The organism is Microbacterium sp. Y-01 (genome assembly GCF_003856715.1).
GTDB classification, from domain to species: Bacteria; Actinomycetota; Actinomycetes; order Actinomycetales; family Microbacteriaceae; genus Microbacterium; species Microbacterium algeriense.
On record NZ_CP024170.1, the window covers coordinates 3,425,186 to 3,442,676 of the forward strand.

14 protein-coding genes are annotated in these 17,491 nt (G+C 70.3%); 8 read left to right on the top strand and 6 right to left on the bottom strand.

Annotated elements, in window-relative coordinates:
* Window positions 1–118: 118 nt before the first annotated feature.
* The 3 genes from CSX12_RS16485 to CSX12_RS16495 form a co-directional block, all read right to left on the bottom strand.
* Window positions 119–1,645, bottom strand: coding sequence for an MmgE/PrpD family protein (locus tag CSX12_RS16485; RefSeq protein WP_124896501.1), 1,527 nt, complete (start codon window positions 1,643–1,645; stop codon window positions 119–121).
* Window positions 1,642–2,307: a GntR family transcriptional regulator gene (locus CSX12_RS16490; RefSeq protein ID WP_124896502.1), complete on the bottom strand. Its 666-nt coding sequence runs from the start codon at window positions 2,305–2,307 to the stop codon at window positions 1,642–1,644. The genes CSX12_RS16485 and CSX12_RS16490 overlap by 4 nt, the downstream gene beginning before the upstream one ends.
* 105 nt (window positions 2,308–2,412) lie before the next feature.
* Window positions 2,413–3,378 carry an EamA family transporter gene (locus CSX12_RS16495; RefSeq protein ID WP_164479596.1) on the bottom strand — a complete coding sequence of 322 codons (966 nt, stop codon included), beginning with the start codon at window positions 3,376–3,378 and terminating at the stop codon, window positions 2,413–2,415.
* Window positions 3,379–3,417: 39 nt separating this feature from the next.
* Between CSX12_RS16495 and CSX12_RS16500 the strand changes: the two genes are divergently transcribed.
* From CSX12_RS16500 to CSX12_RS16535, 8 genes are all read left to right on the top strand, one after another.
* Window positions 3,418–3,954: a CGNR zinc finger domain-containing protein gene (locus CSX12_RS16500; RefSeq protein ID WP_017204140.1), complete on the top strand. Its 537-nt coding sequence runs from the start codon at window positions 3,418–3,420 to the stop codon at window positions 3,952–3,954.
* 136 nt (window positions 3,955–4,090) lie between these two features.
* Window positions 4,091–5,359 carry an ABC transporter substrate-binding protein gene (locus tag CSX12_RS16505; RefSeq protein ID WP_124896503.1) on the top strand — a complete coding sequence of 423 codons (1,269 nt, stop codon included), beginning with the start codon at window positions 4,091–4,093 and terminating at the stop codon, window positions 5,357–5,359.
* Window positions 5,360–5,459: 100 nt separating this feature from the next.
* The gene (locus CSX12_RS16510) at window positions 5,460–6,443 is read left to right on the top strand and encodes a sugar ABC transporter permease (protein ID WP_225855715.1); all 984 of its coding nucleotides are present in this window, start codon (window positions 5,460–5,462) and stop codon (window positions 6,441–6,443) included.
* Window positions 6,443–7,297 carry a carbohydrate ABC transporter permease gene (locus tag CSX12_RS16515; RefSeq protein ID WP_101848193.1) on the top strand — a complete coding sequence of 285 codons (855 nt, stop codon included), beginning with the start codon at window positions 6,443–6,445 and terminating at the stop codon, window positions 7,295–7,297. Before CSX12_RS16510 ends, CSX12_RS16515 begins: the two co-directional genes overlap by 1 nt.
* The gene (locus tag CSX12_RS16520) at window positions 7,294–9,210 is read left to right on the top strand and encodes a hypothetical protein (RefSeq protein ID WP_124896504.1); all 1,917 of its coding nucleotides are present in this window, start codon (window positions 7,294–7,296) and stop codon (window positions 9,208–9,210) included. Before CSX12_RS16515 ends, CSX12_RS16520 begins: the two co-directional genes overlap by 4 nt.
* Complete coding sequence (locus CSX12_RS16525; RefSeq protein ID WP_124896505.1) at window positions 9,207–9,989, top strand: ribonuclease activity regulator RraA; 783 nt, start codon at window positions 9,207–9,209, stop codon at window positions 9,987–9,989. The genes CSX12_RS16520 and CSX12_RS16525 overlap by 4 nt, the downstream gene beginning before the upstream one ends.
* On the top strand, window positions 9,959–10,903 hold the full coding sequence (locus tag CSX12_RS16530; RefSeq protein WP_124896506.1) for an aldo/keto reductase: 945 nt from the start codon (window positions 9,959–9,961) through the stop codon (window positions 10,901–10,903). The genes CSX12_RS16525 and CSX12_RS16530 overlap by 31 nt, the downstream gene beginning before the upstream one ends.
* A gap of 21 nt (window positions 10,904–10,924) precedes the next feature.
* On the top strand, window positions 10,925–11,734 hold the full coding sequence (locus CSX12_RS16535; RefSeq protein ID WP_124896507.1) for an amidohydrolase family protein: 810 nt from the start codon (window positions 10,925–10,927) through the stop codon (window positions 11,732–11,734).
* A gap of 204 nt (window positions 11,735–11,938) precedes the next feature.
* Here the strand turns inward: CSX12_RS16535 and CSX12_RS16540 are convergent, their stop codons facing one another.
* From CSX12_RS16540 to CSX12_RS16550, 3 genes are read right to left on the bottom strand one after another with little or no spacing between them, the layout of a single operon-like run.
* The gene (locus CSX12_RS16540) at window positions 11,939–12,589 is read right to left on the bottom strand and encodes a GntR family transcriptional regulator (protein ID WP_124896508.1); all 651 of its coding nucleotides are present in this window, start codon (window positions 12,587–12,589) and stop codon (window positions 11,939–11,941) included.
* A gap of 19 nt (window positions 12,590–12,608) precedes the next feature.
* Window positions 12,609–13,214, bottom strand: a complete 606-nt coding sequence (locus CSX12_RS16545; RefSeq protein ID WP_017204131.1) for a GDSL-type esterase/lipase family protein — start codon at window positions 13,212–13,214, stop codon at window positions 12,609–12,611.
* On the bottom strand, window positions 13,205–17,278 hold the full coding sequence (locus CSX12_RS16550) for an Ig-like domain-containing protein (protein ID WP_124896509.1): 4,074 nt from the start codon (window positions 17,276–17,278) through the stop codon (window positions 13,205–13,207). Before CSX12_RS16550 ends, CSX12_RS16545 begins: the two co-directional genes overlap by 10 nt.
* Window positions 17,279–17,491: the final 213 nt, after the last annotated feature.

Genomic DNA, 17,491 nt, shown 5'->3' on the forward strand with positions numbered 1-17,491 from the left:
TTCCTTCCGCGTAGGTCGGTCCGTGCACGACTTCGGAGATCCGACGCGACACGCCGCCGGATGGATGCCCCGCCCGGCGCGTCGCCCAGAATCTCCGAAGTTGTGCGCGGGTAGGGCATCAGAACAGGCCCTTCGGGGCGGGGGCGGCGTCGAGCAGGCCGGGCTTCGCGACGATCGACAGCTCGCCGACCTCGGCCGCGGTCAGCTCGGGCAGGCGCTGCACGAGGGCGAGGAACCGCTCGATCTCGGCGGGCTCGAGCACGGGTTCTGCCAGCAGGCGGAACTTCGCGATGTAGTTCTCGCGGGCGAACGGACGCGCTCCGAGGGGGTGCGCATCGGCCACGGCGATCTCGTCGACCACGGTCGACCCGTCTGCGAGGCGGATCTCGACGCGACCGCCGAACGCCTTCTCGGCCGGGTCCTCGGAGTGGTAGCGGCGGGTCCACTCGGCATCCTCGGCCGTGGTGATCTTGTGCCACAGCGCGACGGTGTCGGCGCGACCGGCACGCTCGGGGGCGTAAGAGTCGACGTGGTGCCACCCGCCGTCCTGCAGGGCGACAGCGAAGATGTACGGCACCGAGTGGTCGAGGGTCTCGCGCGACGCGGTGGGGTCGTACTTCTGCGGGTCGTTGGCGCCCGAGCCGATCACGTTGTGCGTGTGGTGGCTGGTGTGGATGACGATGGACTCGATGTTCGCGGGGTCGCGCAGCGCGGGGTTCTGCAGGCCGAGCTTGCGGGCGAGGTCGATCAGCGCCTGGGCCTGGTACTCGGCGGAGTGCTCCTTCGTGTACGAGTCCAGGATCGCGCGCTTGGGCTCGCCGCCGGCGGGCAGCGGCACGTCGTACGAGGCGTCCTTGCCGTCGAGCATCCACGCGATCACGCCGTCTTCGCCTTCGTAGATCGGCGCGGGGCTGGTCTGACCGCGCATCGCCCGATCGACCGCCTCGACGGCCATCTTCCCGGCGAAGGCGGGGGCGTGCGCCTTCCAGGTGGAGATCTCGCCCTTGCGGCTCTGGCGGGTGGCGGTCGTGGTGTGCAGCGCCTGACCGACCGCCTGGTAGATCGTCTCGACGTCGAGACCGAGGAGCGTGCCGATGCCGGCGGCGGCGGACGGGCCGAGGTGCGCGACGTGGTCGATCTTGTGCTTGTGCAGGCAGATCGCGCGCACCAGGTCCATCTGGATCTCGTAGCCGGTGGCGATGCCGCGCACGAGCGCGCGGCCGTCCTTGCCGGTGTGCTGCGCGACCGCGAGGATCGGCGGGATGTTGTCGCCGGGGTGCGAGTACTCGGCGGCGAGGAAGGTGTCGTGGTAGTCGAGCTCACGCACGGCCACGCCGTTCGCCCAGGCCGCCCACTCGGGGCTGGTGCGGTGATCGAGCTCGGCGCCGAAGAGGTTCGCGCCGACACCGCCGGTCGAGACGGGGTGGCTGAACGCCTGCGCGCGGGCTGCGACGATCGGCGCACGGGTGAGGGAGGCCGCGGCCACCGACGCGTTGTCGATGATGCGGTTGATGATCATGTCGACGACGGGCTGCTCGACCTCGACCTGGTCGGCGGCGACCTCGGCGATCTTCCAGGCGAGCTGGTCTTCGCGGGCGAGGTTCTCGTCGCTGCGGTGCACACGGACGTGGTGGGTGACGGTCATGAGAGTCCTTCGGTGTCGGGGAGGGAGTCGAGGATGCCGGTGAGCGCGTTGTGCAGGTGCACATGCGTGGCGTGGGCGGCGAGATCGCCGTCGCGCGCGGCGAGGGCCTGGGCGATCGTGCGGTGCTCGGCCGCCGAGGCGGCGAGTCGGGCGGGCTTGTCCTTGGCCATCCGGCGCACCCTCACGAGGTGGGTCCGGACAGTGCGCAGAGCCGAGGCGATGTAGTCGTTGTCGACCGCGGCATCCAGGGCGCCGTCGAAGCGGGCGATGAGGGCGTAGTAGGCATCGCGCCCCTCCACCCTGGAGAGATCCACCTGGGCGAAGTCGTCGGCGAGCGCGGCGAAGAGGGCGGCGTCTCCCCGAACAGCAGCGAGTCGGGCGGAGGTCTCCTCCAGCGCGCGACGGATCTCGAACAGCGAGCGGATGTCGTCGGCGTCGAGGTCGGCGACGACGGTCACGCGCGGCGACTGCTGCACGACCAGCCCATCAGCGGCGAGGCGGCGAAGGGCTTCCCGCAGCGGGGTCCGGCTCACGCCGAGGCGTGCGGCCTGCTCCACCTCACCCAGGACGGATCCCGCCGGCAGCTCCCCCGACTGGATCTCCTCGAGCAGCGAAGCATAGGCGCGATCCCCCGCGGACGTGCGTTCGAAAGCCAAGGCCATGCGCTCATTGTATACATAAAGGCCTCTCTCCCGCCTTCATCCCTCCCGCTCTGCATCTGGGGTATACAACCGCACACCCCGTTCCGGTCGCGATATTCCAGCCATTCAGCCGGATGTGGATGGAATATCGCGACGGGAACGGGGTTCGCCGAGCTTCACCACGACCACCCCGGCGAGCACGAGCACGCCGCCCAGCGCCTGCAGCGGACCGGGGAGCTGATCGAGCAGGAGCCAGCCGAAGAGCAGGGCGGCCGCGACCTCGGCGAGGGCGACGAACGAGGCCAGGCGCGAGCCGAGCATCCGTGTCGAGACGATGCCGAGCACATAGGCGAGCGCCGTCGCGATCACGCCGATCGCGAGGACGGGCACGAACCACGGCACCGCGCCGAAGCGGTAGTCGACGTCGGCGGTCGTCCAAGCGAAGGGCAGCACGCCGACCAAACCCGCCAGGCTCAGGCCGACGGCGCCGAGCAGCAACCCGCTCCCCGCGAGCGCGATCGGCGGGATGCCGGTGTCGGCCCGGGCGGACAGCACGAAGTAGCTCGCGGCGCCCAGCATCGCCCCGAGCGCCCAGAGGACGCCGACCACGTTCACCTGCACCCCGGTGACGATGTCGAGCATGAGGACGAGTCCGACGAATGCGATGCCCGCACCGAGGATGCTGCGCCGCGTGGGACGCTCGCCCCGCCGCAGCCAGAGCCAGAGGAGCACCGCGACCGGGGCGGTGTACTCGATGAGCAGCGCGATCCCGACGTCCATCACCGCGACGGCCTGGAAGTAGCAGAGCTGGGTGGCCGCGACGGCGAGGAGGCCGTACGCGGCGATCATCCCGGCGTTGCGCCGGAGCGACCGCCACCGCCCCCGCAGGGCGAGGAGCGTGGGGATGAGCAGCACGAGCGCGGCGACCCACACCCGCACCGTGACGGCGGCACCCGGCGTCCACCCCGCGTCGATGAGTCCGCGCGCCCAGGCCCCGGAGGAACCGAACGCGAAAGCGGCGGCGATCGCGAGCGGGAGGCCGAGGCGCACACTCGCCCGCGTGCGGGCGATGTCATCAGCCACAGTGCTCATGGGAGATGACGCTACGCGCCGCCGGAGTAAGCTGTCAACATGGTCTTCACCGATGACACCGAGGATGCGCTCCGAGCGGCGGTCTGGCTCGCGAATTCGGCGGAAGACCCCGACACCCTCGTCGACGTCGAGGACGAGAAGCGCTTCCTCGAGGTCTTCCCCTACACGGGACGGGTCGATCGGAACGCGGTGGAGCTCGACGACCTCCGCTCCCTGCGCCCGCGGCTCCGCGCCATGCTGCTCGCTCCGCGCGACGAGATGGCCGCGCACGTCAACGCCGCCCTCGCCGAGGTGCATCTGACCCCGCGGCTCGTCCGACACGACGAGGTGGACTGGCACCTGCACGGCCTGGCCGACGAGCGACCGCTCGCCGAGCGCGTGCTCGTGGAGACGGCGATGGCGCTGATCGACGTGATCCGCACGGACGAGGGCTCCCGCCTCACCGTCTGCGCGGACGAGACCTGCCGGTCGATCGCGCTCGACCTGTCCCGCAACCGCTCCAAGCGCTACTGCTCCACGAGCTGCGCCAATCGCAACGCCGTCGCCGCGTACCGCGCCCGCCGCGCCGCCGGCTGACCCTCGCCGCGCTCCTTCGCCGAAGAACGACACCCGATTCTCGGCGATGCCTGATGCTGTCCGCACTTCACAAACGATTATCGATTAGTGTAATGTCGCGAGCGGCCCTCCCTCATGCATCAGGAAAGGATCAACGATGATCAAGGCCCGAGTTCTTCCCCTTGCCGGCATCGCGGCGGTCTCCGCCCTCGCCCTCGCCGGCTGCTCGACCACGGCAGCGGACGGCGGCGGAGACGCCGGCGGCGACGTCTCCGTGCGCATGCTCGTGAACGTCACCCCGAACCTGACCGAGGAGTTCTGGAACGACCTCGTCGCCCCGTTCGAGGAGGCGAACCCGAACATCGACGTCGTCATCCAGAACCCCGGCGCCGAGGGGGTCGAGGCCGCCGTCCCGCGTCTGCTCGCGGCCGGCGACGCGCCCGACGTCGTGCAGTCCATCGCCCCGACGACCAAGCTCGCCCCCGAGCTCGTCGACCTCTCCGACTACGAGTGGGCATCGTCGGGCCCGCTCGCCGACCAGTACTCGATCGACGGCAAGAACTACATGGCCGGCATCGGCGTGCAGCTGCAGAGCCTGTTCTTCTACAACAAGACCGCCTTCGAGGAAGCCGGGATCACCGAGCTGCCCACCACGGTGGATGAGCTCACCGAGGCGCTCGGCAAGCTCAAGGACGCCGGGTGGACCCCGATCCAGACCGGCGGCGACTGGATGAGCAGCCACACGCTGCAGGCGCTGGGCCTGCCGACGATCGTCGCGGAGGACCCGGAGTGGTTCCAGGACATGTCGGCGGGCGACGTCACCTTCAGCGAGACCTACGGCGACGCGGTCGAGACGTACGCCGACTGGGTGTCCGAGGGCTACATCCCCACCGATGCCCTGGGCATCAAGTACCCGGACGCGGAGCAGGCCTTCCTCTCCGGCAAGACGGCCGTGTACTCGATGGGCAGCTGGTTCGCCGGCACCCAGGCGAAGGCCGCGGAGTCCGCCGACATCGGCGTGTTCCGGGCTCCGGCCGAGAGCGCCGACGAGCAGCCCGCGATGGGCGCGAACATCGCCAGCCCGTACTCGATCCTCAAGGCGAGCAAGAACCAGGATGCCGCGGCGAAGCTCATCGAGTTCCTCACCACCGATCAGACCGCGGTGAGCGACCAACTCGCGGTCGACGGCAACTTCCGCGACGGCTACGAGTACGACATGACGCCGCTCGGCGAGGAGCTGCTGCAGATCGTCGCCGACACCCCCGCCGAGGCCTACACGCCCACCGGCGGCGGCTACGGCGAGCGCACGCTGCCCGACGGCTACGCGGGCGAGATCAACACCCAGACCCAGGCCCTGATCGGCGGCGCCTCGGCCGACCAGGTGCTCCAGGCCATGGACGACTGGTTCGCCGCGAACGCGGGTTGACCCACCAGGCGCCCGGGACGCGACACCTCGCCCCGGGCGCCTTCCCGGCGCTGCTCCAGCGCCTCCCCCCGAACGCGCCACCGAGAACGAGAGTGCCGCCATGACGCCGCCCACCACGACCGCGCCGCCCCCGGCCGCGGCCACCGCCCCGACAGGACCATCCACGCCGATGAGCTCGACCCCCGCCCCGCGCCGCCGCACCGCGCTGCAGCAGTGGCGGAACCGGATCCCCGGCATCCTCATGGGAGGCCCGGCCGTCGCCGTGTTCCTGGCGATGTTCGTGATCCCGATGATCCTGGCGGCGGTGCTCAGCTTCACCGACTGGAACGGGTACAGCCTCAACTTCAACTTCATCGGCTGGGACAACTACGTCAAGGCGTTCCGCAGCCCGCGATCGACGCAGGCCGCGATCTTCACGGGGATCATCGCCGTGGTGGGCACGATCCTCTGCAACGCGATCGGCCTCGCGATCGCCGCCCTGATCTCCGGGCCCGGCCGCTCGAACACGATCCTGCGCACGATCTTCTTCTACCCGTACGTGATCAGCGCCCTCATCATCGGCTTCCTGTGGTCGGCGATGCTCTCCCCCACGGGCGCCGTCAACGGCCTGCTCAGCACGCTCGGTCTCCCGGCGATGCCGTTCCTCACCGACCCGACCTTCGCCAAGGCGAGCGTGATCTTCACGATCGTGTGGTCGCACTTCGGGTTCAACATGATCCTGTTCCTCGCCGGCATCAAGTCGGTCCCGGCGGAGTACTACGAGGCGGCGACGGTGGACGGCGCCTCGCGGTGGCAGCAGTTCCGCTCCATCACGCTTCCGCTGATCGCCCCCGTCTTCACCGTGAACCTCGTGCTCACCCTCGTCGGGCTCCTCAAGGCGTACGACGTCGTGCTGTCGCTCACCGACGGCGGACCGGCCGGCTCGACGCAGACCATCGTCTACCAGATCCTCAAGGACTCCTTCGCGAACTCGGCCCTCGGCTTCGGCGCCGCGCAGTCCATGATCCTCCTCATCGTCACCGCGGTCGTCGGCCTCGCCGTCACGCTGGTGCGACGCCGCGCCGAGCAGAAGGCGACCGACTGATGAAGCAGACCCGCAACCGCCCGGCCCTCGCCGTCAGCGCGATCCGGTGGATCGTCCTCGGCGTCGTCGCGATCACGATGCTGATCCCGATGTACACGATGCTGATCAACGCCTTCAAACCGCAGGCCGACATCATCGAGAACCCCCTGCTGATCACTCCGCAGATGTTCACGTTCGACTACCTGTGGGCCGCGATCACGAGCAGCAAGTTCAACGTGATCGCCGCGTACGGCATCACGCTGCTGTTCGTCGTGCTGGTGAACCTGTGCTGCATCGCCCTCGCCGCGCCCGTCGCCTACGTGATCGCGCGCGGACGGTCGAAGTGGCACCTGGGACTCCTGCTGCTCTTCGTCTCCGGGCTCTTCATCCCGGGCCAGGTGACGCTGATCCCTGTGGTCTTCGTGCTGCGGGTGCTCGGGCTCATCAACACGATCCCCGGGTTCATCCTCTTCGAAACCGCGGCGACCCTGCCGGTGACGATCTTCCTGTTCACCGCCTACCTCCGCAGCGTGCCCCGCGACATCGACGAGGCGGCGTCCCTGGACGGCGCCGGTCCCATCCGCGCTTTCTGGGCGTGCATCTTCCCGATCATGAAGCCCGTGGTCGCGACGGTCGTGGTGCTCAACTCGATCGGGGTGTGGAACGACTTCGTGAGTCCGCAGATCATCCTCGGGCCGAGCTCCGGGATCTACACGGTGACCACCGGGGTGTATGCGGCGGTCGGACAGTTCTCCACCGACTACACGCAGGTGTTCCCGACCCTCCTGCTGGCCGTGCTGCCCGCGATGGTGTTCTTCATCGTGATGCAGCGCCACATCATCGGCGGCCTGGTCGCCGGAGCGACGAAGGGATGACCGTGCCGGAGACCCCGCTCACCCGTCCGCTGCGCACGATCCCGGCATGGGCCGTGCTGCAGCGCCGGCTCTTCGCCGAGGTCGAGGAGGCCCGCCGCCTCTTCCGCGACCGCTACACGCTGCCGGACGGCCGCCTCCGCGGCGTCGCCGAGTTCATCGACCGCGACGGCGTGGACGACCTGTACGAGCCGTTCTTCAACTGGCCCGCGTTCTACCTGCTCGGCGGCTCCGACGAGGTCCTCGCCGACGCCAAGCGGCACTGGGAAGGCGTGACCGTGCAGCTCGCCGAGGCGGGCATGCTCGCCGACGAGTACGACAACGGCTACGACTGGTTCCATCAGGGCGAGTCGCTGCTCTTCCTCGCCGGCATCTGCGCCGCCGACCCGGCCGACACCGCGTTCGCCGCGCGCGCCGCCCGGTTCGCGGCCCTCTTCACCGACCCCGCGAAGGGCAACTACGACGCCGAGCGCAACATGATCCGCTCGCCGCACAACGGAGCCCTCGGCGCCCGCGAGGGGCTGGACGAGAAGATCGTGCCGTACTCGGCGGATCGGGAGGAGATGCGCCCGTACGGTCTGCCTCTGCACGGCCTGGACGGCATCGCCTCCTGGGACGACCTCGCCGACCCCGCGCACGCGCAGCGGATGGCGGAGGAGATGCAGCGCCGCGCGGCCGGCGACATCGCCGTGAACCTCGCCGCGACCTCCCTCGCCGCGAACCGCTGGCTCTACGACGGTGATGAGGAGGCGGCCGCGTGGATCCGCCGGTACGTCGACGGCTGGCGCGCACGGGCAAACGGCGGCCTGCTCCCCGACAACGTCGGCCCCGACGGCACCGTCGGCTCTCTCCACGACGGCCGCTGGTGGGGCGGCCACTACGGCTGGGCCTGGCCGCACGGGCTGCACTCCGTCGCCATGAGCGCCCTGATCGGCGCGCTCAACCACGCCCTCGTCACGGGCGACGACGGCGCCCTCGACCTCGTGCGCACGATGCTCGACACGGTCCTGGCCGAGGCGCGCACCGGCAGCGTCGCGGAGTCGACCTACAGCCTGCGCGGCGGATGGATGGCCCGGCTCGGTGCCGCTGCCACCGAGCCCGGACTGCTCGTCCCCTACCGTCACGGCGCGGACGGCTGGTTCGACTACGGTCCGCTGCAGCTCGACCTCCCCCTGTGGCTCTGGTGGTGGTCGCGACGGGCGTCTGACCGGGAGCGGCTGGAGACGGCGATCGCCGGTCTCCCCGACTCCACCGACCTCGTCGCGCCGTTCCGCGACAAGGAGGAGGCGGGCCACGAGGCCGGCTGGTTCGCGTATCTCTCCGGCGACCTCCCGGAGTACCCGGTGCGGGCACTGGAGATGGCGCTCGGCCAGGTGGCACGCCGCGCGGCCATGATGCTCGCCGACGACCGCGACCCGGACGCCGCGCACCTGCACTTCTGGCAGCGCGTGAACCCCGTGGTGACCGAGGTGCTGACCCAGCTCGTCGGCGGGGCTCCACAGGTGCTCTACAACGGCGGACTCGGCTTCACGGCGCTCCGCTACGAGGACGTCGACCGCGCCCGGCCCGGACTCCCGGAGGACGTCGCCGCGCTCGTGCACCGCCTCGACGACCACGGCATCGGCGTGCAGCTCGTGAACACCTCCGCCGTGCACACCCGCACCGTACGGCTGCGCGGCGGACGCTTCGGCCTCGACCGGATCGTCGGTGTCACGGCCGTCGGCGAAGAGCCCGGCTTCTGGCCGGGCGCCTCGGGCACCTACACGGCCCCGGACGCCCCGACCGTCACCACGATGTTCGACGTGGACGACGACCTCGTGGTGACCCTGCCCCCGGCGCACACCGCCGACCTCGACCTGACCATCGCGCGTGCGACCGGCTCGCCGCGCCACCTGTTCCCTGAAGGAGACGCATGAGCGCCGATCTGATCCGACCCGACTTCGCCCTGCCCGTGCGGGGTGCGGCCTACGAGCGACCCTCGCGCGAGGTGGTCGACTCCTTCGACGCGATCTCCTCCGCCACCGCGTGCGCCAAGCTGCACGGGCTCGGGATCCGCCGCAGCTACATCGACGGGCCGGAGCCGCTGAGCCTCGGTCAGCGCGTGGTCGGCTCGGCGCTGACCCTGCAGTTCATGCCGCAGCGCGAGGACATGGCCTCCGGCGACGGTCAGGAGTACGCCGAGCGGCACACCGCCCTGTGGCACGTGCTCGAGGCCGTGCAGCCCGGTGATGTGCTGGTGATCCAGGCCTACGGCAGCCGCTTCTCCGGGTGCATCGGCGACATCCTGGCGCGCTACTTCGCACGCAAGGGCGGGGCGGGGATCGTCGTGGACGGCCGCATCCGCGACGCCGGACGCATCCGCGAGCTCGGCATCCCGGTGTGGTCGACGGGCACGACCCCGCACTACGCCTCGCAGTCGGAGCTCGTGCCGTGGGCCTACGACGTGCCGGTCGCGGTGGGCGGTGCGCTGTGCATGCCGGGCGACCTCGTGGTCGCCGACGACGACGGCCCGGTCGTGGTGCCGCAGGCCATGGCGCCGCAGGTCGTGGACGATGCCCGCGATCATGAGGAGTGGGAGGTGTTCAGCCGCCAGCGCCTCGATGAGGGCGCACGGCTGAGCGATTACTACCCGCTGACCCCCGACAGCCGCGAGGAGTACGAGGCATGGCGTTCCGTGCAGAGCTTCGTCCGCTGAACCCCGGCGTCACCGCGCGCGATGACGCCGGGCTGGGGTGCGCCCCGATCGGCAACCTCTTCGCGCCCGTGGCGGACGCCGACGCGGTGGCCACGGTGCAGGCGGCGCTCGCGCGGGACGTCCGGTTCTTCGACACCGCGCCCCTGTACGGGTCGGGCGAGAGCGAGCGGAAGCTCGGCCTCGCCCTCCGCGGCGTCCCGCGGGACGACTACGTGATCGCGACGAAGGTCGGCCGCGTGCTCGTCGATGCGGACGGCCGGCCGGTCTCGGGAGCCGCGAGCGGGCACGACTCCGTCGTCGATCTCACGAGGGACGGCGTGCGGAGGAGCCTCGACGGCAGCCTCGCCCGGCTGGGCGTCGACCGCGTGGACGTGCTGCACCTGCATGACCCCCTGGATGTGGAGGCGGCGTTCGCGACGGCGCTCCCCGCGCTCGTCGAGCTGCGCGACGAAGGAGTGGTGCGCGCGATCAGTGTGGGCCTCGGGCGGCTCGATCCCCTGGAGCGCTACGTCGCCGAGGCGCCGCTCGACGTGGTGATGGAGGCCGGACGACTCACTCTGCTCGACCGCACCTCCCTGGACCGGCTGCTGCCGACCGCGGCGGCCCGCGGCATCGGGGTGCTCGCGGCCGCGGTGTTCAACTCCGGCATCCTCGTCGACCCGGTCGGCTCGCCGTTCTTCGAATACAAGCCCGCACCCCCGGAGCTCCGGGAGCGGGCGCTGCGGTTGCAGGCCGTGTGCGCGACGTACGGCGTGCGGCTCGCGGACGCCGCGGTGCAGTTCCCGCTGCGGCACGGTGCGGACGCCGTGGTCGTCGGAGCTCGGACGCCCGCGGAGGTGGACGCGTTCGTGGACGGCCTCGACGCCGAGCTGCCCGCCGCGCTGTGGGACGCCCTCGACGCGGAGGCCGCGTGACCGCGCGGCGCAGGATCTGACGTGCGGATCGTCGACGCCCACGTGCACGTTTGGGATGCGGATGCCGTGCCGATTCCCTGGTTCCGCGACGACCTCGGGCTTCCCCGCCACGCCGCGGCCGCCCACCTCGGACTGGAGCTGGGCCAGGCCGGCGTCTCCTCCGCCATCGCCGTGCAGGCCGCGGACTCGGTGGCCGAGGCGGAATGGCTGACCGCGACGGCAGCACGGGACCCGTACCTGCGGCGGGTGGTGCTGCAGTACTCACCCGAGCCAGGGCGTGCGGCCGGGGCCACGGCGGTCGCGTTCTGCCCCGCCGTCGTGGGAGTGCGCGCCGCGGTGCCGCAGTTCGCCGCTGACCTGTCCGACGTGGACGGCCTCGACGCCCTCGCGGAGCACCTGGGAGCGACCGCCCGCACCCTCGAGCTGCTGATCCGCCCGGAGCAGCTTCCCGCCGCTGCCGCCCTCTCCCGACGGCACCCCGACACCGCGATCGTCCTCTGTCACCTCGGCCTCGGCGCCCGGACGGCCGATGCCGTATGGCTCTCCGCCCTCGCGGAGGCCGCGTCGGCTCCGGGGGTGTCGGCGAAGGTGTCCGGGCTCGACCCTGCGGCTCGCGGGGCGGACGAGTCGCGGGAACTGCTGCGCTCCGCCTTCGCCCTCTTCGGCGCGGACCGACTGTTGTTCGGCAGCGACTGGCCGATGTCCACCCGGACCACGACCTACGCGGAGGTGCTCGCCGCGACCCGGCGGGCTCTTCCTGCCCTGTCCCCTTCCGAGGCTCGAGCATTCTGGTCCGGCACTGCCGACCGGCTCTACCCCTTCACCGCGTAGCCCCCGTCGCAGATCCGCACCCGCGTCGCAGGGATTCCGGGCATGGATGCGACCCCGGTGCGAAACTGCGGCCCCGCGCCGGAACACCCCATCCCGGGAGCACTGCCGCATCCCGTCGCAGATCCGCCCCGCGTCGCAGGGATTCCGGGGATGGATGCGACCCCGGTGCGAAACTGCGACCCCGCGGCGAAACCCGCGCGGGGATCAGTCGAGGAGGGTGCCGGCGGCGTGGGCGCGGAACAGGGAGGACGCGGCCTCCTCATCACCGGCATCCAGCGTGTCGAGCAGGCCCTTGTGCCAGTCGGCGACCTCATGCCAGTCGCCCGTGAACGTGGGATCGCCGAGCACGTGCATGACACGCAGGCTCGGCTCGAGGAGGTCCCACATGCGGGGAAGGTACGCGTTGCCGCTGGCCTCGATCACCGCCCGGTGGAACGTGAAGTCGAGCTCGCGGAACCGGGCGAGATCCTCGGCCTCGGCCGCCTCGTGCATCTGCGCGATGAGTCCGGCGAGCTCTTCGCGGCGGGCGGTGTCGAGCGCGCCGCAGGCGAGCCGGCCGGCCAGTCCCTCCAGCTCGACGCGGGCGACCTTGGCCTGCGCCGCCTCCTCGGCGGAGTAGCTCGCGACGAAGTTGCCCTGGTGCCGCACGTGCGACACCAGGCCCTCGTGCGCGAGCCGCTTGAGGGCGTCGCGGACGGGCGCCTGGCTCACCTGCATCTGCCGGGCGAGCTGGGACTCCACGAGCTGCTCCCCGGGTGCGAGCGTGGAGTCCTTGATCATCGCCTTGATCAAGGCGTAGATCTGATCGGACAGCAGTCCACGCTGCAGTCCGGCTGTGCCCAGAGCATCCGTCATGACCATCAGTCTACGTCCATTATCGACTATCGCTAATGGACGCCGCGGCGCGCCAGGCATCCGCGATCAGGGCGGATCCGCGCGGGGTGGGGTGCACGCCATCGGGTGCCAGCTCGGCCACCGGATGCTTCTCCGCAGCCGTCGTGAACACCTCGTGCAGAGGCACGAACGCCGCCCCGTGCGCGGCGGCGAGCGCCCGCACCGCCGCCCGCTTCCCGTCGAGGTCGTCGAGCCACGCCTGCTGCTCCTCCGTCACGGGGAGGAAGAACGGCTCCATGAGGATCAGCCGCGGCCGGTGCTGCGCTTCGACCCGATCCAGGAGGCCGCCGAGCGTCGCGGCGAAATCCGCCTCCGTCGTGGGGTCGTCGCTGTCGAAGCGCCGCCACATGTCGTTCACGCCGACGTACACGGTCAGCAGCTCCGGGGCGGTCGGCATCAGCTCCGCGTCCCACCGGGCGGCGAGGTCGCGGGCGCGGTCGCCGGCGATGCCGAGGTTGCGGACCGTGGCTCCCGCCGCGATCAGCTCCGGCGCCAGGAGCGAGACGTAGCCGTCACCGAAGGACTCCGGGTCGGAGCGATCGCGCCCCGCGTCGGTGATCGAGTCTCCGATGAAGGTCACCCGCATCGTGGCACATCCTGTTCGTCGTTCTTGAGCTTGGGTCGCACCGAGATCGGGAGCTCGACGCTCGCGCCAGCGTACGTCACGGTGAGCGTGTGGTGCGGGCGGACCTTGCTGCTGTCGAAGCCGCTGACCATGTCGGCCGTCACCTGCTGCGTGGTGCGGGAGCCATCACTCCAGTCCACGCCCAGCAGCATCCCGGTCACGTCGAGCTCCTCGCCGCGCACGTAGCGGGTCTTGGGGTCGGCCTCGGGCGCCCAGCAGATGCCGGTGACGGTCGCGGGCGGAGGCGTCGGCCGCACGGCGAAGGTGTTCGTCTTGCCGTAGTGGTAGACGTTGAAGAAACCGTCCGCGCCGATGCGCAGGTTCTGCCGCGCGTCGACCATGTTCCACACGGTCGCGTCATCGACGCGGAGCACGATGCGGGTGCCGCCGTCCTCCGCCACCGCGCCGAACTCGATGCGGTGCGTGGAGTTCGGTGCGATGACGGTGTTGGGGATGCTGTCGAGCATGGTCTGGCCCGGGGTCCAGCTCTGGAACTCGATCACGTCCTCCTTGATCACCGCGAGGTACCCGGTGTTGGAGTTCTGCCAGGCGGGGAGGCCGGTCTGGTCGGAGCGCGCCTGGAAGCCGTACCAGCCGCCGTCGAAGGCGCCGAACTCCGCGTCGAACTGCAGCAGCGTGTCTCCGAAGCGCTCTGCCTCGTAGCCGTGCACGCCTTCCCCGCTGATCACGACGCCGGTGTCGTCCACGGCGATGTGGTCGGACTGACTCCAGTTCGCGCCGTCCTTCAGCTGTCCGTCGAGGCGGGTGGTCGGGTACTCGGCGTCGTCCACGGTCACGGTGATCGTGTCGCTGAGGCTCGGGTCGGCGACCGAGGTCGCGGTGATCGTCGCCGTGCCGGCGGCGACTCCCGCGATCCGGCCGCCGGAGACCGCGGCGACCTCCGGGGCATCGCTCGTCCAGGTGACCCGGGCGTCGCTGGCGTCCTCCGGGGCGACCGTGGCCGCGACGGACCGCCGCTCCCCCACGGTCAGCCCGACGGCGTCGGCATCCAGGCTCACGCCCGTGACCGGAACACCGGAGAGCGAGAATCCGATGTCATCGAAGTCCAGCGAGGCGTAGTTCTCCACGTAGAACCCGACCCGACCGGCCTTGCCGGGACCGGGGTCGGCACCTTCCAGCGCGATCGCCCCGTTGACGGAGATGCGGATCTGCCCGTCCTGCACCGCGATGCGGACGTGCGACGTCTCCCCCGGGGTCAGGCCCTGTGCCGCGGGCACGACCTTCTCTGCGACGACCTTCCAGGCGTCGTCGAAGATCGTCCAGGTCGGACCGGCCGCGGCCTGACGGAAGCGGATGTAGCCGCCGCCCTTGCCGTTGCGGTCGTAGACGATCAGTCCCGCGTTGGCGGGGGTCGTCGCCGGCGCCGTGACGTCGAAGTCGAGCACGAACTCGGTGAAGTCCCGCGGCAGGAGGCTGTTCGCCCCCTTGACGATCCGGTAGACCTTGTCGCCCGACGCATCCACCTGGATGCTGCGGTTCGGGTCGGTCGGCCAGCCGTTCGCCCCCGACTCGAAGTCGGTGTAGTGCAGCACCCCGTCGCCCTCCTCGACGATCACCTCGATGGTGGCGGTCTTGGTGGCGTCGGCCTTCGCGGTGGCCGTGACGGTGGTGGTGCCGGGGCCCATGCCCAGCACCACGCCCTTGTCGTTCACGGTGGCGACGGCGGCGTCGGCCGAGGCATAGGTCACCGCGGCGTCGTCGGCGTTCCACGGCAGCGGCACGGCACGCACGCGCACCTCGTCGCCCGCGTCGATCGTGAGGGTGTCCGTGTCGAACGCGATGTCCTCGAGCGGCACGGTCTGCGGCTGCTGCGTCTGCCCGATCTCACCGTCGACGCCGATCTCGCCGAACGCGATGGCCTCGAAGCCGGGGATCTGGTCGAACACGGCCGCATCGGCCTTCAACGTGTAGTCGCCGTTCGCGGCGTCCACGAAACCGGGGTCGGCGTCGGCCACCCAGTTGTCCTCGTAGTTCAGGAGGTTCTTGCCGTCCTTGGCGCCGTGCTCGTTGACGCCGGCCATCCGCGCCCGGCTCGGGTTCCACACGACGTTCTCGGCGAACGTGCTGTGGTTCGGGAAGTAGTGGTCGTCCTCGAAGAAGTGCGCGAGTTCGGGGTACTTCGTCAGATACGGCGTGCCGACGAAGTCGTTGTTGTCGGCGAACACCTGCTCCCACGCGGGCATGTAGTCGCGGTCGACGACGTTGCCCTCCTGGTTGCCCATCCACTGCTCGTAGTTGTCGTACGGGGCGTACGCGTCGACGAAGACGTTGTTGCGCGCCTCGATGTAGTCGGCCGAGCCGCTCTTGATCGCGCCGTTGCCCATGTTCACGAACACGTTCTTCTCGATCGTGAGGTCCCACGTGAAGTTGTCGGCGTAGATGCCCTCGACGCCCGCCATGCCGACGCCGATGTCGTGGAAGTAGTTCTCCCGGAACACGTGCCCGCGCTGCTGCGGGGTCTTGCCGGAGTTCATGTAGATCGCACCGAGGTCGTGGAACTGCTTGCAGACGTCGTACACCTCGTTGCGTTCGAACAGGTGGTCGTTGCCGTGCACGATGATCCCGGGGTGCGGGGCGTCGTGGATCTCGTTGTCCCTGGCGATGTTGCCGACGCCGTCGAACATCACTCCCGGGTTGTAGGCCTTGTGGTAGTAGGCGAAGTCGGCGATCTCGGAGTTCTCGACGCGGTTGCGGCCGGGCTCGAGCGTCGTCTTGTCGCCGCCCTGGAGCACCACGCCGACGCCGCCGACGTGCGTGAGCCGGCTGTCGGTCACGGCGTGGTCGCGGCCGCCGCGGTTCACCGGGATGCCGTCGTACGTGTAGCGACCGGGCGAGTTGACGAGCACGCCGCCGTCGGTGAAGTTGCGGATGTCGCTGTGCGAGATCGTCACGTGCGAACCCCCGAGGATCACGGCGGCGGTGGCCCGGCCGTACTCCATCACGAGGTCGTCGAAGTTCACGTACGAGGCCCCGTCGGCGCGCAGCATCGGCTCGTCGAGCGTCGTGACCGTCACGTCGCCGCGACCGGAGGTGAAGGCGGCGTTGGGGATGAGGTACAGCTTCCCGGCGGCGCGGTCGATGTAGTACTCGCCGGGGGCGTCGAGCTCCTCCAGGAGGTTCTGCGCGAAGTGGAAGTCGGGGAACCAGCTCTTCATGATCCCGGACATCTCGCCGTAGCGGAGGGTGATCGTCTTCGCGTCGGTGTCGATGCTCTCGATCTTGTTGTACGACCACTCCCAGCTGTACCCGAAGATGCCGTCCAGCCACACGTCCTCGGCCTGGGTCCAGTGCTTCGGGCGGTCGTAGCCGTAGCTGAACGTGCCGCCGCGGTCCTGCAGGTCGGCGTCGTTGCGGTCGGGACCGGCGTCGATGATGTCGCCCATCTGCACGGTGGGGGTGGCCGCGTCGGCGTTGGGCCAGCGCGCGAGGGTCATCCCCTGTCCGTCGATGAACAGCTCCATCGGCGGCGTCGTGCTGACGTCGTTGGCCTTCCAGTAGCCATGGCGGCTGAGCTGGCCGTAGTCGGTGATACCGAGGTCGGCGAGGTCGATGCCGACGACGCGGTCGCGGGCGGCCGTGTCGATGATCCGGTCGGTCACGGTGGCGTCGTCCACCGGAGCGAACTGGTCCCGGGGCAGTTCCCGGCCTCCGGTGAGCGTGGCCGTCTCGCCCGGGTAGGAGCGGTAGGTGATCGGGGCGTCGGCGGTTCCCGAGTCCTGCGCACCGATCTCGAACGAGGAGCTGCGCGGATACTCGCCTTCGCGGAGGTAGACCGTGAGGCCCTCGGACGGCAGAGCGGAGTCGGCCTTCAGCGCACGGATCCGGTCGCGCGCGCCTTCCAGCGTCGCGAGGGGATCGTCGATCGTGCCGGAGGCCGTGTCATCACCCCCGGGGGCGAGGTAGAGGGCGTCGTCATCCGCGGCCGCAGCCGCCGACGGGGCGGTCGCGGCGAGGGCGGATCCGAACATCGCCGCCAGGGCCAGGCTTGCCAGCACACGCTTCATTGCGTCTCCGAACTCTCGATTCCCGCGCGAAGAGCTCGCACGGCACCGCACCGGCGGTTGCTCAGAACTTACCTAATCGATAATCGACTAGCAAGCATCGATTTTTCTTCGATCGCCTCACGGCGCTGACTCGAAGCTCTCTCAGCTGTGTCGAGCCGCGATGACGGAGGTCGGGATGCGCCATCGCACTCGAGAGGGTTCCTGGTGTGACGG

What these genes read in the sequence shown, in the direction of transcription:
- CSX12_RS16485 (WP_124896501.1), bottom strand. Translation starts at nt 1,645, where the DNA reads ATGACCGTCACCCACCACGTCCGTGTGCACCGCAGCGACGAGAACCTC.
- CSX12_RS16490 (WP_124896502.1), bottom strand. Translation starts at nt 2,307, where the DNA reads ATGGCCTTGGCTTTCGAACGCACGTCCGCGGGGGATCGCGCCTATGCT.
- CSX12_RS16495 (WP_164479596.1), bottom strand. Translation starts at nt 3,378, where the DNA reads ATGAGCACTGTGGCTGATGACATCGCCCGCACGCGGGCGAGTGTGCGC.
- CSX12_RS16500 (WP_017204140.1), top strand. Translation starts at nt 3,418, where the DNA reads ATGGTCTTCACCGATGACACCGAGGATGCGCTCCGAGCGGCGGTCTGG.
- CSX12_RS16505 (WP_124896503.1), top strand. Translation starts at nt 4,091, where the DNA reads ATGATCAAGGCCCGAGTTCTTCCCCTTGCCGGCATCGCGGCGGTCTCC.
- CSX12_RS16510 (WP_225855715.1), top strand. Translation starts at nt 5,460, where the DNA reads ATGACGCCGCCCACCACGACCGCGCCGCCCCCGGCCGCGGCCACCGCC.
- CSX12_RS16515 (WP_101848193.1), top strand. Translation starts at nt 6,443, where the DNA reads ATGAAGCAGACCCGCAACCGCCCGGCCCTCGCCGTCAGCGCGATCCGG.
- CSX12_RS16520 (WP_124896504.1), top strand. Translation starts at nt 7,294, where the DNA reads ATGACCGTGCCGGAGACCCCGCTCACCCGTCCGCTGCGCACGATCCCG.
- CSX12_RS16525 (WP_124896505.1), top strand. Translation starts at nt 9,207, where the DNA reads ATGAGCGCCGATCTGATCCGACCCGACTTCGCCCTGCCCGTGCGGGGT.
- CSX12_RS16530 (WP_124896506.1), top strand. Translation starts at nt 9,959, where the DNA reads ATGGCGTTCCGTGCAGAGCTTCGTCCGCTGAACCCCGGCGTCACCGCG.
- CSX12_RS16540 (WP_124896508.1), bottom strand. Translation starts at nt 12,589, where the DNA reads ATGACGGATGCTCTGGGCACAGCCGGACTGCAGCGTGGACTGCTGTCC.
- CSX12_RS16545 (WP_017204131.1), bottom strand. Translation starts at nt 13,214, where the DNA reads ATGCGGGTGACCTTCATCGGAGACTCGATCACCGACGCGGGGCGCGAT.
- CSX12_RS16550 (WP_124896509.1), bottom strand. Translation starts at nt 17,278, where the DNA reads ATGAAGCGTGTGCTGGCAAGCCTGGCCCTGGCGGCGATGTTCGGATCC.